This window comes from Streptomyces sp. bgisy159 (assembly GCF_057707805.1).
The window spans coordinates 216,643-230,030 of sequence record NZ_JBYIQX010000008.1; the positions used below are offsets into that span (position 1 = coordinate 216,643).

General features: G+C 73.0%; 13 protein-coding genes. 3 read left to right on the forward strand and 10 right to left on the reverse strand.

What is annotated here, in order from left to right; translation table 11 throughout:
* Nucleotides 1-88 precede the first annotated feature (88 nt).
* Genes AC3ET3_RS11450 through AC3ET3_RS11460 form a run of 3 tightly spaced genes read right to left on the reverse strand, consistent with a single transcriptional unit; the run spans nt 89 to nt 2,866 of the window.
* Nucleotides 89-772, reverse strand: a complete 684-nt coding sequence (locus AC3ET3_RS11450) for a response regulator (RefSeq protein WP_432135578.1) — start codon at nt 770-772, stop codon at nt 89-91.
* Entirely contained in the window at nt 769-2,001 is a 1,233-nt protein-coding gene (macS, locus tag AC3ET3_RS11455; RefSeq protein ID WP_432135579.1) for a MacS family sensor histidine kinase, read from the reverse strand. Before macS ends, AC3ET3_RS11450 begins: the two co-directional genes overlap by 4 nt.
* A gap of 58 nt (nt 2,002-2,059) precedes the next feature.
* Nucleotides 2,060-2,866 carry a lysophospholipid acyltransferase family protein gene (locus AC3ET3_RS11460; protein ID WP_432155740.1) on the reverse strand — a complete coding sequence of 269 codons (807 nt, stop codon included), beginning with the start codon at nt 2,864-2,866 and terminating at the stop codon, nt 2,060-2,062.
* 199 nt (nt 2,867-3,065) lie between these two features.
* Between AC3ET3_RS11460 and AC3ET3_RS11465 the strand changes: the two genes are divergently transcribed.
* Complete coding sequence (locus AC3ET3_RS11465; protein WP_432135581.1) at nt 3,066-3,845, forward strand: alpha/beta hydrolase; 780 nt, start codon at nt 3,066-3,068, stop codon at nt 3,843-3,845.
* Nucleotides 3,838-4,458, forward strand: coding sequence for a hypothetical protein (locus AC3ET3_RS11470; RefSeq protein WP_435612051.1), 621 nt, complete (start codon nt 3,838-3,840; stop codon nt 4,456-4,458). The genes AC3ET3_RS11465 and AC3ET3_RS11470 overlap by 8 nt, the downstream gene beginning before the upstream one ends.
* Here AC3ET3_RS11470 and AC3ET3_RS11475 read toward each other — a convergent pair.
* The 6 genes from AC3ET3_RS11475 to AC3ET3_RS11500 all read right to left on the reverse strand — a co-directional run bounded on the left by AC3ET3_RS11475 (nt 4,455) and on the right by AC3ET3_RS11500 (nt 9,487).
* Complete coding sequence (locus AC3ET3_RS11475) at nt 4,455-5,198, reverse strand: endonuclease/exonuclease/phosphatase family protein (RefSeq protein WP_432135583.1); 744 nt, start codon at nt 5,196-5,198, stop codon at nt 4,455-4,457. The genes AC3ET3_RS11470 and AC3ET3_RS11475 overlap by 4 nt on opposite strands.
* 104 nt (nt 5,199-5,302) lie before the next feature.
* Nucleotides 5,303-6,256 carry an ROK family glucokinase gene (locus tag AC3ET3_RS11480; protein ID WP_432135584.1) on the reverse strand — a complete coding sequence of 318 codons (954 nt, stop codon included), beginning with the start codon at nt 6,254-6,256 and terminating at the stop codon, nt 5,303-5,305.
* A 55-nt stretch (nt 6,257-6,311) separates the two neighbouring features.
* Nucleotides 6,312-6,818: a DUF5304 domain-containing protein gene (locus tag AC3ET3_RS11485; RefSeq protein WP_432135585.1), complete on the reverse strand. Its 507-nt coding sequence runs from the start codon at nt 6,816-6,818 to the stop codon at nt 6,312-6,314.
* Nucleotides 6,819-6,875: 57 nt separating this feature from the next.
* Nucleotides 6,876-8,063, reverse strand: coding sequence for an ArsA family ATPase (locus AC3ET3_RS11490; RefSeq protein ID WP_432135586.1), 1,188 nt, complete (start codon nt 8,061-8,063; stop codon nt 6,876-6,878).
* A 62-nt stretch (nt 8,064-8,125) separates the two neighbouring features.
* Nucleotides 8,126-8,566, reverse strand: a complete 441-nt coding sequence (locus AC3ET3_RS11495) for an SRPBCC family protein (protein ID WP_432135587.1) — start codon at nt 8,564-8,566, stop codon at nt 8,126-8,128.
* A 123-nt stretch (nt 8,567-8,689) separates the two neighbouring features.
* Nucleotides 8,690-9,487, reverse strand: a complete 798-nt coding sequence (locus AC3ET3_RS11500) for a metallophosphoesterase family protein (RefSeq protein WP_435612052.1) — start codon at nt 9,485-9,487, stop codon at nt 8,690-8,692.
* Nucleotides 9,488-9,812: 325 nt separating this feature from the next.
* Here AC3ET3_RS11500 and AC3ET3_RS11505 point away from each other — a divergent pair, with 325 nt between their 5' ends.
* Nucleotides 9,813-11,609 (forward strand): AMP-dependent synthetase/ligase, encoded by a 1,797-nt coding sequence (locus AC3ET3_RS11505; protein WP_432135589.1) that lies wholly within the window; start codon nt 9,813-9,815, stop codon nt 11,607-11,609.
* 31 nt (nt 11,610-11,640) lie between these two features.
* Here AC3ET3_RS11505 and AC3ET3_RS11510 read toward each other — a convergent pair whose 3' ends face one another.
* A complete protein-coding gene (locus tag AC3ET3_RS11510) occupies nt 11,641-13,278 on the reverse strand; it encodes a GMC oxidoreductase (RefSeq protein WP_488191630.1) in 1,638 nt (545 codons plus the stop codon).
* Nucleotides 13,279-13,388 lie beyond the last annotated feature (110 nt).

Here is a 13,388-nt window from a genome sequence, read left to right on the forward strand (position 1 = left end):
CGCCGCCTTGTGCGTGTGGGTGGTGTGCGTGCGTGTGTCGTGCGCTCACGCTCCACGCTAGCGGGGCGGACGGGGACGACGCGCCGGTTCAGGCGTCGTCGAGGCCCTTTTCTATGGCGTACCTGACCAGCTCCACCCGGTTGTGCAGTTGCAGCTTGCCGAGGGTGTTCTGCACGTGGTTCTGGACGGTGCGGTGGGAGATGACCAGACGCTCGGCGATCTGCTTGTAGCTCAGGCCCTTGGCGACCAGGCGCAGCACCTCGGTCTCGCGGTCGGTCAGCCGGGGCGCGCCGGGTTCGTCGGTGTCGGGGGCGGGGGCCGGCTCGGAGGCGAGCCGGCGGTACTCGCCGAGGACCAGCCCGGCGAGCCCCGGGGTGAACACCGGGTCCCCGTCGGCGGTGCGGCGCACCGCGTCCAGCAGTTCCTCCGTGGACGCCGACTTCAGCAGGTAGCCGGTCGCGCCGGACTTGACGGCCTCCAGCACGTCGGCGTGCTCACCGCTCGCCGACAGGACGAGGACGCGCACCCCGGGGTCGGCGGCCACGACCTCCTTGCAGACCTGGACGCCGGGCTTGGCGGGCAGGTTCAGGTCGAGGACGAGCACGTCCGGCCCGGCGGCCCGGGCGCGGCGCACGGCCTGGTCGCCGTCGCCCGCCGTGGCGACCACCTCGAAGCCCGACTCGGCCAGGTCGCGGGCGACCGCGTCCCGCCACATGGGGTGGTCGTCGACCACCATCACCCTGATCGGGCCGCGCCCCTGGTTCGCACTCATCGCAGTCCTGCCTTCCCCCGGGTGTTCGTCACGTCTTTCGGTACGGTCAGCTCGACCTCGGTGCCCTGCCCCGGGGTCGAGACCAGCTCGGCGGTCCCGCCGAGATCGCGCAGCCGTCCCCGGATGGACTGGGCCACGCCGAGCCGTCCCTCCGTCTCGGCCCGCGCCAGCCGGCCTGCCGGGATGCCGGGCCCGTCGTCCCGTACGGTGACGATCACCGAGTCCGGCTCGTCCTCGACGAGGATCCAGGCGCGGGCGCTCGGGCCGGCGTGCTGCCGCACGTTGTCCAGCGCGGCGCCGACGGCGGCGGCCAGTTCGCGGGCGGCGGCGGGGGGCAGGTCGACCGGGGCGCCGGGCTCGGCGAGCTGGACCCGCTCGCCGGCGTACGGGGAGAGCAGCGCGCGCAGGTCGACGCGGGCGTCGGCGTCCTCGCCGTCGTCCTCCTCGACGAGGCGGACGAACGCACCCTGGGCGGCGTCCTCCGACACCCGGGACACCGGGGTCAGCCCGCCGGAGACCAGGCCGCGCAGCGCCACCTCCTGCTCACCGGCCATCCGGCCCAGCTCGGCCGCCTCCCCGCCGAGTGCGGCGCCGCGCCGCTTCACCATCGCCAGGACCTGGAGCACGCCGTCGTGGATGTCCCGGGCGAGCCGCTCCCGTTCACGGGTGGCGGCCTCGATCTCCAGCGCGCGGGCCAGGGTGCGCTCGGAGGCGCGGGCCACCTCGACGACGTAGCCGATGGCGATGGAGGCGACCCAGACGAGGATCACGTTGTGGACGGTGTCGCGGGCCGGGTGGCCGCGCTCGACGAGGTTGGCGGCGGCGACGGTCGTGGAGGCGAACGCCGCCCAGCGCCAGCCGCCCTTGATGGCGTAGGCGAGGACCGAGCCGGCGGTCCATATCGACGGCAGCGTGGGGCCGCCGTCCTGGATGTGCCGGCCGGTGGCGGCCAGCGGGGTCAGGACGATGCCGGTGAGCGCGATGGCGAGGTCGGCGGCGAGGAAGCGCTTGGTGCAGACGGCGGCGTTCTGCACCCGGGGCAGGGTGGCGAGGGTCCAGAGCGCGAGGACGGCGTAGTAGGCGAGGACGAGGCCGGGGCGGTCGTAGTGGTCGCGGGCGGAGACGTACAGGCCGATCGCGTACAGCATGGTCAGGACGCGGAAGGCGGTGAGGGCACGCCACAGGGGCAGTTCCACCGACATCCGCATGACACGCTCGCGCCGGGCCATGGTCCCCCCTCGTCCGTCTGTCCTGCTCGGCCCCGCCCCGCCCCGGACGGCCCGCCCCCTACTCGGTTCTGTCGCGCTCGGCCTTCTCCTTCTCGGCCTTGTCCCGCTCGGCCTTGTCCCGCTCGGCCTTCTCCTTCTTGGCCTGTTCCTTCTCGGCCTGGGCGAGGGCCTTGTCGGCCTCCTTCTCCGCCTTGGCCGCCTCCGCGATCTGCCGCTTGGCGGCGGTCGCGTACATGTCGACGTACTCCTGACCGGAGAGCTTCATGATCTCGTACATGACCTCGTCGGTCACCGCGCGCAGCACGAAGCGGTCGCTGTCCATGCCCTGGTAGCGGCTGAAGTCCAGCGGCTTGCCGATGCGGATGCCGGGGCGCATGACCTTCGGCATCACCTGGCCGGGCGGCTGGATCTTCTCGGTGTCGATCATGGCGACCGGGACGACCGGGGCGCCGGTGGCGAGGGCCACGCGGGCCAGGCCGCCGGGCTTGCCGCGGTAGAGGCGGCCGTCGGGCGAGCGGGTGCCCTCCGGGTAGATGCCGAACAGCTCACCGCGCTCCAGCACCTCGACACCGCTGCGGATGGCGGCCTCTCCGGCCCCGCGCACGCCCGAGCGGTCCACCGGGAGCTGGCCGACCCCCTTGAAGAAGGCGGCCGTCAGCCGGCCCTTCACCCCGGGCGTGGTGAAGTACTCGGCCTTCGCGATGAACGTCACCTTGCGGTCGAGGACCGCAGGCAGGAAGAACGAGTCCGAGAACGACAGGTGGTTGCTCGCCAGGATCGCGGGGCCCTCGGCGGGCACGTTCTCCAGGCCCTCCACCCAGGGCCTGAAGATCATCTTCAGCGGTCCCCCGACGGAAACCTTCATCGCGCCGTACAACAACCGAGTGCCTCCTGTATGTGTCGAACAGACCTTAACCCGTCGGTGACCCGGCCGGTGCTGCCGAAGGGCCCGAAGGAACCCGGCGGGCCTGGTCGGTGTCGGTGCCGTCGCGTACGGTGAACCTCACGTCCCTCAGTGCACGTCCCTTCGTGAACGTCCCTCCTCAGAAGAACAGGAGACCGAGGTGCCGGTCCTTCCTGGAGCCGAGCCGTACCGCCATGAGGGCGGAGAGGTCGGGGTCCTTCTCTGTCACGGCTTCACCGGTTCCCCCCAGTCGCTGCGCCCCTGGGCCGAACACCTGGCCGGGCACGGCCTGAGCGTGTCCCTGCCGCTGCTCCCGGGCCACGGCACCCGCTGGGAGGACATGCAGCTCACCGGCTGGCCCGACTGGTACGCGGAGGTGGACCGCGAGCTGCGCGTCCTGCGCGAGCGCTGTACCGAGGTGTTCGTAGCTGGGCTGTCCATGGGCGGCGCCCTGGCGCTGCGTCTGGCGGCGCGCCACGGTGACGCGGTCAGGGGCGTGGTGGTGGTCAACCCGGCGAACAAGGTGCACGGGCTGTCGGCGTACGCCCTCCCGGTGGCGCGCCACCTGGTGCGGACCACGAAGGGCATCGCCAGCGACATCGCCCGGCCGGACGGCGCCGAGCTGGGCTACGACCGGGTGCCGCTGCACGCCGCCCACTCGCTGCGGAACTTCTTCCGGCTGGTGGACGGCGAGCTGCCGCAGGTCACCCAGCCGCTGCTGCTCCTGCGCAGCCCGCAGGACCATGTGGTGCCGCCGGCCGACTCGGCGCGGGTGCTGAACCGGGTGTCGTCGGTGGACGTGACCGAGATCCTGCTGGAACAGAGCTACCACGTGGCGACGTTGGACTACGACGCGGACCGGATCTTCGAGGAGAGCCTCTCGTTCATCGGCCGGCTCGCACCCCGGGCCGGGAAGGAAGGGACGACGGCAGGTGGCTGAGCACGACTCCGACCGTGAGGACGGTCTCGAACCGGAGGAGCAGAGCGTGCCCTTCGACGAGGCGGCCGCCTGGGCCGCGATCGTCGCCGGGTACGGGGACGAGCCCCCGGACCCGCCGGGCACCAAGCCCTTCAAGTCGGTCGAGGACCTGGCGCTGCTGGAGTCGCGGGCCAACGACGAGCCGGCCCCGGGCACGGGGACGGCCGGCGCGCAGGACGAGCGGGGCGTGACACGCGAGGAGGGCGAGCCGGAGGCCGATCCGGCCCGCCCGCTCGGCAGCTCGATCTCGTTCGCGCCCGGCGTCGGCGGCCCCCGCGACTACTCGCTCGCGGAGCCCGCCGACGGCGATCTCGGCGAGGACGACGAGGGCCACTTCGTCCCGCCGGAGCCGCCGCCGCTGCCGGCCGCCGACGCCACGGCCAAGTTCGCCTGGCTGGCGGTCATCGGCGGCCCGGTGCTCCTCCTGCTGGCGGTGCTCCTCGGCTGGGACATGACCTGGTGGCTCACCACCCTCGGCATCGGCGGCTTCCTCGGCGGCTTCGCCACCCTGGTGGTGCGGATGCGCACGGACGACGAGGACGACGGGGATCCGGGGCGGGGAGCGGTCGTCTAGCCGACTGGTCCTCGGCGTCCGGCCGGCTGGACGACCGGGACTTCGAGGTCGGCCAGGACCGGGAGGTGGTCCGAGGCCGTCCTCAGGTCCGTGGCGGTGATGCCGGGCAGGGCGGTGGGTACGCCGCAGGCGACCACCTCGACGCCCTTGGTGGCGAAGACGGCGTCGATGCGGCGGTCGGGGCCGGTCTGCGGGAAGGTGTTTTCGCCGCCCCAGGGGGCGGCGGCCACGCTCCAGCAGTCCTGGAGTTCGTCGGTGAGGCGCGCGAAGGCGGGGCCGCCGGGGCGTTCGTTGAGGTCGCCGCCCGCGACGGCGTGGTCCACGTCCATCGCGGCGAGGCGGTCGAGGAGCATGCCGGTCTGTGCGTGGCGTTCGGTGGCGTCGAGGCTGAGGTGACAGCTCACGACGCCGAGGCGGGCGCCGCCCAGGCGGACGACCGCCGTCGAGAAGCCGCGGCGGTGCAGGCCGGGGGTGAGCGGGAGGAGGACGTCCTCCGTGTGCTCGACGGTGGCGCGCAGGGAGCAGAGGAGGGCGGGGCCGGCGGCGGTCGCTCCGCCGGAGAGGACCACGAGGTCGGCGGCTCTGGCCAGGCGGGCCAGTTTCTTGCGCCAGCGGAAGAAGCGGGGGGCTTCCTGGACGAGGACCAGGTCGGGGGCGCACGCCCCGATGACCCGGGCCAGGGCGTTCTCGTCGTCGCGGAGGGAGCGGATGTTGTAGCTCAGGACGCGGATGAGCTCCATGTGGATCAATGTACGCCCACGGGGTGGGGGCGCGGGGGGACTACGCGGCCACCGGTGGTGTGTGGCGTGCCGCGCGCCCCCGCGCCCCTCGGGCAGGACGCCGGTCACATGATCGGGTCGGGCTCCCGCGCCAGGTCGGCGGCGCCGACGAGGCCCGCCTTGTTGCCGAGCCGCGCCGCCAGGACGTCGGCGACCGGGCGCCAGTTGCCCCCGACCAGCCAGCGCTTGTACGACTTGCGGATCGGGTCGAGGACCAGTTCGCCCTCGTCCGACAGGCCGCCGCCGACGATGAAGGCGGACGGGTCGAAGAGGGAGGCGAGGTCGGCGAGGCCGGCGCCCACCCAGCGGGCCAGCTCGCGGTAGGAGTCGACGGCGACCTTGTCGCCCTGGCGGGCGGCCATGGAGATGTGCTTGCCCTCGATGCCGTCGGGGGTGCCGTCGCCGAGGCCGAGCAGGACCTCCGCGTTCTCCGGGGTGGCGTTGGCGCGCTGCTTGGCGTACCGGACCAGGGCCCGGCCCGAGGCGTACTGCTCCCAGCAGCCCTGGGAGCCGCAGCCGCACAGCAGGCCGTCCGGCACCATGCGGATGTGGCCGAACTCGGCGGCGACGCCGAAGTGGCCGCGGCGCAGCTTGTTGCCGATGATGATGCCGCCGCCGAGGCCCGTGCCGAGGGTGATGCAGATGACGTTGCGGTGGCCCTTGCCCGCGCCGAACTTGTACTCGCCCCAGGCGGCGGCGTTGGCGTCGTTCTCCACGACGACGGGAAGGCCGGTGCGCTCCTGGACCTTCTCCTTCAGCGGTTCGTTGCGCCAGTCGATGTTGGGGGCGAAGTAGACGGTGGAGCGCTGCCGGTTGACGTACCCGGCGGCTCCGATGCCCACGCCGACGATCGCGTGCCCGGCCCGCGCGCCGTCCACCGCGGAGGCGATGGCGTCCACGATGGCCTCGGGCGTGGTGGGGGTCGGCACCTTGAAGGTCGACAGGATGTTGCCTTCCTCGTCGACCACGCCGGCCGCGATCTTCGTGCCGCCGATGTCGACGCCGATGGTGAGTCCCATGAATCCCTCAGTTTCGGTCGAGCCCCGCTAGGGCCAACCGTACCCGAGGCGGGAGTCAGTCCAAGTCGATGTGCTGCCCCGGGCCCCCGTCCTCCCCGCGGTCGGTGCGGTCGGGCCGGTCGCGGACGTCGTCGAGGCCGGTGTCGCGGGTGGTCCAGCGGTGCTCGTGGGACTGGACGGCCGAGCGGTAGGCGGCGAGGAGTTCGCCGCCGGCGGCGGCCAGGTGGTCGATGACGTCCGGGTTGCGTTCGATGACCGGTTCCACGGCGGCCTTGGCCTGGCGGACGACCTGCCGCACCACCTGCTCGGCCGCCGGTCCGGCGACCGAGCCGAGCAGCGGGGAGCGCAGTCCGGAGAGCCGGTCGGCGACGGCGTCGACGAACTTGCGCAGTTCCTCGGCGGCGGAGCCGGGCGGCGGGCCGTACTCCGTGCGGCGGCGGGCCTTCTCGGCCGCCAGGTCCTCGGCGCAGGCGGTCGCCCAGGCGTCGGCGTCGGCGGCGCGCTGAGCTTCTCCGACGGGCTCCTGCGCGGTGCCGTCGTTCTCGGGGCGCTCTTCGCTCATGACGGACTCCTGACTACGGTTCGTCTCTCCGACGTTACCCGAACGGCGGTACGGGGTTCACCGTGCGCGCGGCCACAGCTCGGGGTCCGGCGCGAACCGGACGGACAGCTCGCCGTCGCGCAGTCCGGCGCCGTCGACGGTGCAGCGGCGCAGCGCGGAGGGCAGCGCAAGGATGCGGCGGTGGGGGCCGGCGGTGACGACGAGTTCGTCGCCGCGCCGGACCAGGTCGAGGTCGTCGCGTATGGCGCCGGGCAGGGGGATGCGCCATACGAAGACCCGGTCGGCGCCCTCGGCGGCGGGCCGGTCGGCGACCGGCCACTCGACCGGGGGACGACCCGTGTTGACGGGACCCGGGTCGAGGGCGGCGAGGTCGTCGGCGCCGCGGGGGTCGCGGCCGAGGTGGGCGAGGGAGCGGACGTCGTCGTAGGTGTCCGTCCATTCCTGGAGCGTCTTGCGCTGCTGGGCGGCGAGTCCGGCGAGCCAGCCGTCGCTGCCGGTGCCGGGCTCGGGCAGCAGGCGGTTGGCGATCAGGGACTCGGCGCGCAGACCGCGCAGCGCGAGGCCGAGGGCGGCGTCGCGGACGGCGTCGGCGCCGGCCGGGCCCGGTTCGGCCACCAGCCGCACGGAGGTGCCGGGGTCGGTGACGACGGCGTCGACGGCGGCCAGCTCCAGGTCCCAGCGGGCCGCGGTGTCGTACAGCCACTCCGCGGGCATGGGGACGCCGGCGAGACGGCCGAGGACCGGGCGCAGGGCGCGGGCCGCCTGCCGTTCGGGGGGCAGCAGGCGGCGCAGGTAGCGGCGCAGTTCCTCGGGCAGGGACAGCAGGGCCAGGGCCTGGGGCGCCGGGGGGAGGTCCACGACCAGCAGGTCGTGCCGGTCGGCGAGGGCGGCGTCGCGCAGGGCGCGCAGCAGGGCGAGTTCCCCGGCGCCGGGCAGCGGGGTGACCTCCTCGGGGTCCAGCCGGGAGGCGCCCAGCAGGTCGAGGACGGTGGAGGCGCGCTCCTGGAAGGCGGCGAGGTCGTCGCGGAAGGCGGCGGCGGGGTCGGGCCGCCAGGCGGTGAGGTGCGGGCCGGCCGTCACGGGTGCGGCTCCGGTCCGCACGCCCAGCGCCGCGCCGAGGGTGTCCGAGCGGTCGGCGCTCAGGACGAGGGTGCGGGTGCCGTCGGCCGCGGCGGCGCGGGCGGTGGCCGCCGCGACGGTCGTCCGGCCGGAACCGCCGGGTCCCGTGATCAGGAGGGTGCGCATGCTCTGAACGGTAGTGGAGAGCCGGGGGCCGGCCGGTCGCCCGGCTCCCCGTGGCCGGCCGGCTACTCGCCCGATTCCACCCGCTTCTTCAGGCCGGCCAGCGCGCGGTCGATGATGACCTTCTCCGCCTTGCGCTTGATCATGCCGAGCATGGGGATCTTGACGTCGACGGTCAGCGAGTAGGTGACCTCGGTGGCCCCGTCACCGGCCGGCTTCAGCAGGTAGGAGCCGTCCAGCGAGCGCAGCATCTGCGACTTCACCAGCGTCCAGGAGACCTCGTTCGCGCCGGTCCAGGTGTACGCCAGCGTCTGGTCGTCCTTGATCGCCCCGGCGTCCATGACCAGCCGCACCTGCTCGGCGCGCCCCCCGGCGTCGGTGGCGAGGACCTCCGCCTCCTTCACCTCGCCGGTCCAGTCCGGGTAGCGGGCGAAATCGGCGATGACCGCCATGACGTCGGCCGGCGCCGCCTCGATGGTGATACTCGAACTGGTGTGTTCCGCCATCGCCTTGGCTCCTCCGGATGCGGGCCGATACTGGGGTACGTGCCGCACGCGCCGCGCACGCGTGTGCAGCGTGAAGGCTACCGCGCACCCGGCCGCCCGTTGACACCGCCCACCTGCGCGCTCTCACCACTCCAGCGCCCAGGGGCGCCCACTGCCCGCGAAGTGCCCGACGTTCACGCACTCCGTGGCGCCGATCCGCATCCGCCGGACCAGCGGCTGGTGGACGTGCCCGAACAGGGCGTAGCGCGGCCGGGTCCGGCGGATCGCGTCGAGCAGCGCGCGGCTGCCCCGCTCGAAGCGGCGCGCCACCGTGTCGTAGACCAGTTCGGGCACCTCCGGGGGGATGTGGGTGCACAGCACGTCCACCTCCCCGACGGCCTCGATCTTCGCGGCGTACTCCTCGTCGCTGATCTCGTACGGCGTCCGCATGGGGGTGCGCAGGCCGCCGCCGACGAAGCCGAAGACCCAGCCGCCGATCTCGGCCCGCTCCCCGTCGAGGACGGTGGTGCCGGGTCCGGCGTACTCGCGCCACAGCGGCGGCATGTCGACGTTGCCGTACGTGGCGTAGGTGGGGGTGGGGAACGCGGCGAACAGTTCGGCGTACTGCTTGCGCACCGCCTGTTCGATCACCGTCGCGCGGTCGGTGCCGATCCCCGCCCACAGTTGCGCGCCGAGCTCCCGCGCCTCCTCGTAGCGGCGGGCGGTGCGCAGTTCGACGATGCGGGTGGCGTTCTCCGCGCCGAACAGGTCGGGGAAGATGCCGCGCGAGTGGTCGGCGTAGTCGAGGAAGAGGACCAGGTCGCCGAGGCACACCAGGGCGTCCGCGCCCTCGCCCGCCCGGGCCAGGTCGCGGGCGTTGCCGTGCACATCGCTGACCACGTGGACGCGGGTGCCGCGGCCACCGGTGGAGGGGGATGCCATGTCGATCAAGGGTAGGCGGGTGCGGCGGGCGTGAACAGGGGCGGGTCCGCCCGCGCGCCCCCGGTTACTGGCTAGTCGTCAACGGCCTCGACTACCGTACGGACGAAGAAGCCCCATCCGTGTGACGCAGGGAACATCTCGCCGGGACCCCCTGTCGAAAAAGCCATACCGGCGGGTAACGTCCGGTCGGTCCAGTCGTGCTCAGGATTTCAACCAGCGGGTCCCCGACCCGTCGGCCGGCCTCCTGGGCACTTGCCCGAGCCTTGGACCGCACCGTCGCAGCACACAACGTCGTGGCGCCGGCGCCCTATGAGGAGCAGCAGTCTTGCGCGAGTTCAGCCTTCCGGCTTTGTACGAGGTCCCTGCGGACGGCAATCTCACCGACATCGTCCGCAGAAACGCCGCGCAGCACCCGGACGTGGCCGTGATCGCCCGCAAGGTCGACGGCGTCTGGCAGGACGTGACGGCCACCGCCTTCCTCGCCGAGGTGCGCGCCGCAGCCAAGGGGCTCATCGCCGCCGGGGTGCAGCCGGGCGACCGGGTGGGCCTGATGTCGCGCACCCGGTACGAGTGGACGCTGCTGGACTTCGCCATCTGGAGCGCCGGCGCGATCACCGTCCCGGTGTACGAGACCAGTTCGCCGGAGCAGGTGCGGTGGATCCTGTCGGACTCGGGGGCGACGGCGATCGTCACCGAGCTGGACAACCACACGGCGGCCGTGGAGGCGGTGCGTGAGGCGCTGCCCGCCCTCAAGCACGTCTGGCAGATCGAGGCCGGCGGCATCGAGGAGCTGGGCCGGCTCGGGCAGGACGTCGCCGACCGGACGGTCGAGGAGCGCAGCTCGCTCGCCAAGGCGGACGACCCGGCGACCATCGTGTACACCAGCGGCACCACGGGCCGGCCCAAGGGCTGTGTGCTGACGCACCGCAACTTCTTCGCGGACTGCGGCAACGTGGTGGAGCGGCTCCGCCCGCTGTTCCGCACCGGCGAGTGCTCGGTGCTGCTGTTCCTGCCGCTCGCGCACGTCTTCGGCCGGCTGGTGCAGATCGCCCCGATGATGGCGCCGATCAAGCTGGGCTGCGTCCCCGACATCAAGAACCTCACGGACGAGCTGGCCGCGTTCCGGCCGACGCTGATCCTGGGTGTGCCGCGGGTCTTCGAGAAGGTCTACAACTCGGCGCGGGCCAAGGCGCAGGCGGACGGCAAGGGCGCGATCTTCGACCGGGCGGCCGACACCGCGATCGCGTACAGCAAGGCGCTGGACGCCCCCTCGGGCCCGTCGATCGGGCTGCGGATCAAGCACAAGGTGTTCGACAAGCTGGTCTACGGCAAGCTGCGCGCGGTGCTCGGCGGCCGGGGCGAGTACGCCATCTCGGGCGGCGCCCCGCTGGGCGAGCGGCTGGGCCACTTCTTCCGCGGCATCGGCTTCACGGTGCTGGAGGGCTACGGCCTGACCGAGTCGACCGCGCCCACCGCGTTCAACCCGTGGGACCGCCAGAAGATCGGCACGGTCGGCCAGCCGCTGCCGGGTTCGGTGATCCGGATCGCGGACGACGGCGAGGTGCTGCTGCACGGCGAGCACATCTTCAAGGAGTACTGGAACAACCCGGGCGCGACGGCCGAGGCGCTGACCGACGGCTGGTTCCACACCGGTGACATCGGCACCCTCGACGAGGACGGCTACCTGCGCATCACCGGCCGCAAGAAGGAGATCATCGTCACCGCGGGCGGCAAGAACGTCGCCCCGGCCGTGATCGAGGACCGCATCCGGGCGCACGCGCTGGTCGCGGAGTGCATGGTGGTGGGCGACGGCCGGCCGTTCGTGGGCGCGCTGGTGACCGTCGACGAGGAGTTCCTGGGCCGTTGGTGCGCCGACCACGGCAAGCCGGCGGGTTCCACCGCGGCGTCGCTGCGCGAGGACCCGGACCTGCTCGCGGCGGTCCAGGCGGCGGTCGACGACGGCAACGCCGCGGTGTCGAAGGCGGAATCGGTGCGGAAGTTCCGCATTCTCCCCTCCCAGTTCACGGAGGACTCGGGCCACCTCACCCCGTCGCTGAAGCTCAAGCGGAACGTGGTGGCGAAGGACTACGCGGACGAGATCGAGGCGATCTACGCCAAGTAGTCCACGTAGTCCACGGCTCGCCGGCGGTGTGTCATGGCGCGGTGTCCTCGGCGAGGACCCGCGCCATGGTGCGTTCGGCGAGGGCGGTGATCGTGACGAACGGGTTCACCCCGATCGAGCCGGGGATCAGCGAGCCGTCGGTGACGTAGAGCCGCGGGCACCCCTTGACCCGGCCGTAGTCGTCGGTGGCCTCGCCCAGCACGCAGCCGCCGAGCGGGTGGTACGTGAAGTCGTCGGCGAAGACGCGGCCGGCGGCGCCGAACAGGTCGCAGCGGTAGATGGTGCCGTTGGCCGCGTTGATCCGGTCGAAGAGGTTGCGCGCCATGCCGGCGGAGACGGCGCTCTGGGCGCTGCTCCATCCCAGCCGCACCGACCCTGACGAGGCGTCGTACGTGAACGACGCCCGCTCGGGGTTCCCGGTGATCGCCAGGTAGAGGCTGACCCAGTGCTCCAGGCCGGTGGGCAGCGGGGCGATCTCCGCGAAGACCGGGTTGGCGGCGTTGTCCCAGTCGTCGATGCCCATGACCGGCATGGTCGACTGGTGGGCCCCGACGGTGTCCCACAGGTGGTTGGCGCGCCCGAGCATCACGTTGCCGTTCGGGCCCCAGCCGGCGCCGGCCCGGGCGTCCAGGTCGGGCAGGGTGCCGGTCTCCCGGGCGCGCACGAGGAGTTCGGTGGTGCCGACGCTGCCGGCGCCCAGGAACAGCCGGTCGCAGGCGTACTGGCCGGTCCCGACGACGGTCCCGGTGTCGTCGATGCGGTCGGCGGTCAGGACGTAGCCGCCGTCGGCCGCCCTGGCGATGCCGGTGACCCGTTCCAGGGTGTGGATGGTGACGTTGCCGGTGCCGAGCGCGGCGGCCAGGTAGGTCTTGTCCAGGCTGCGCTTGCCGTGGTTGTTGCCGTAGATGACCTCGCCCGCGAGGGCCGACTTCGGCGCCGTGCCCTCGGCCTCGCGCCGCATGTGGTCGAAGTCGTAGACGTTGGGCACGAAGGTGGTCCGCAGACCCGCCTTGCGGGCGTGCCGGCGGGAGACGCGGGTGAAGCGGTACCACTCGGTGGACTCGAACCAGGCCGGGTCGACGGCGTTGACGCCGAGTGCGGCGCGGGCGCGCGGGAAGTAGGTGCCGTACATCTCGTCGGCGTCCACGGTCGGGAACTGCCGGGTGAAGTAGGCGCGGGAGGGGGTGACGGCCATGCCACCGTTGACCAGGGAGCCGCCGCCGACGCCGCGGCCCACGTACACCGACATGTGGTCGAAGCGGACGCGGTCCAGGACGCCTGGGTAGCGGCCGATGTCCCTGTTGACGACGTCCAGCCACAGGAAGGTGGCCAGGGGGGCCTCGGTGCGGGTGCGGAACCACATGGAGCGGTGGTCGGGGTCGGTGGTGGAGCAGAACACCCGGCCGTCGGGGCCGGGGGTGTTCCACAGACGGCCCATCTCGATCACCAGGGTGCGGATGCCTGCCTGCCCGAGGCGGAGGGCGGCCACGGCGGCGCCGTAGCCCGAGCCGACCACGATCGCCGGTGCGGCCTCCACGGGGGCGGGCTGCTGCGCCCGGGCCGAGGCCAGGCCGACGCGGGTGAAGCCGAGGGTGGCCGCGGTCTGCAGGGCTGCCATGCCCAGGATGTGACGTCTCGTCAAGTGACGATGTATCAGTTTTGCTGTCATGTGGCGGAGCATGGGCGGATTTCGCCATTCCGCCAAGGGGTGGCGCACGGTCGACGGTGCGGTGGGGTGCGTGCCGGGCGTCGCGACGCCGCGGAGAGCCGCCGGAAGGT

Excerpts from the sequence above, each read along its gene's own strand:
- AC3ET3_RS11510 (WP_488191630.1), bottom strand. The coding sequence starts at position 13,278 with ATGACAGCAAAACTGATACATCGTCACTTGACGAGACGTCACATCCTG.
- macS (WP_432135579.1), bottom strand. The coding sequence starts at position 2,001 with ATGGCCCGGCGCGAGCGTGTCATGCGGATGTCGGTGGAACTGCCCCTG.
- AC3ET3_RS11490 (WP_432135586.1), bottom strand. The coding sequence starts at position 8,063 with ATGCGCACCCTCCTGATCACGGGACCCGGCGGTTCCGGCCGGACGACC.
- AC3ET3_RS11480 (WP_432135584.1), bottom strand. The coding sequence starts at position 6,256 with ATGGGACTCACCATCGGCGTCGACATCGGCGGCACGAAGATCGCGGCC.
- AC3ET3_RS11495 (WP_432135587.1), bottom strand. The coding sequence starts at position 8,566 with ATGGCGGAACACACCAGTTCGAGTATCACCATCGAGGCGGCGCCGGCC.
- AC3ET3_RS11500 (WP_435612052.1), bottom strand. The coding sequence starts at position 9,487 with ATGGCATCCCCCTCCACCGGTGGCCGCGGCACCCGCGTCCACGTGGTC.
- AC3ET3_RS11485 (WP_432135585.1), bottom strand. The coding sequence starts at position 6,818 with ATGAGCGAAGAGCGCCCCGAGAACGACGGCACCGCGCAGGAGCCCGTC.
- AC3ET3_RS11460 (WP_432155740.1), bottom strand. The coding sequence starts at position 2,866 with ATGAAGGTTTCCGTCGGGGGACCGCTGAAGATGATCTTCAGGCCCTGG.
- AC3ET3_RS11475 (WP_432135583.1), bottom strand. The coding sequence starts at position 5,198 with ATGGAGCTCATCCGCGTCCTGAGCTACAACATCCGCTCCCTCCGCGAC.
- AC3ET3_RS11450 (WP_432135578.1), bottom strand. The coding sequence starts at position 772 with ATGAGTGCGAACCAGGGGCGCGGCCCGATCAGGGTGATGGTGGTCGAC.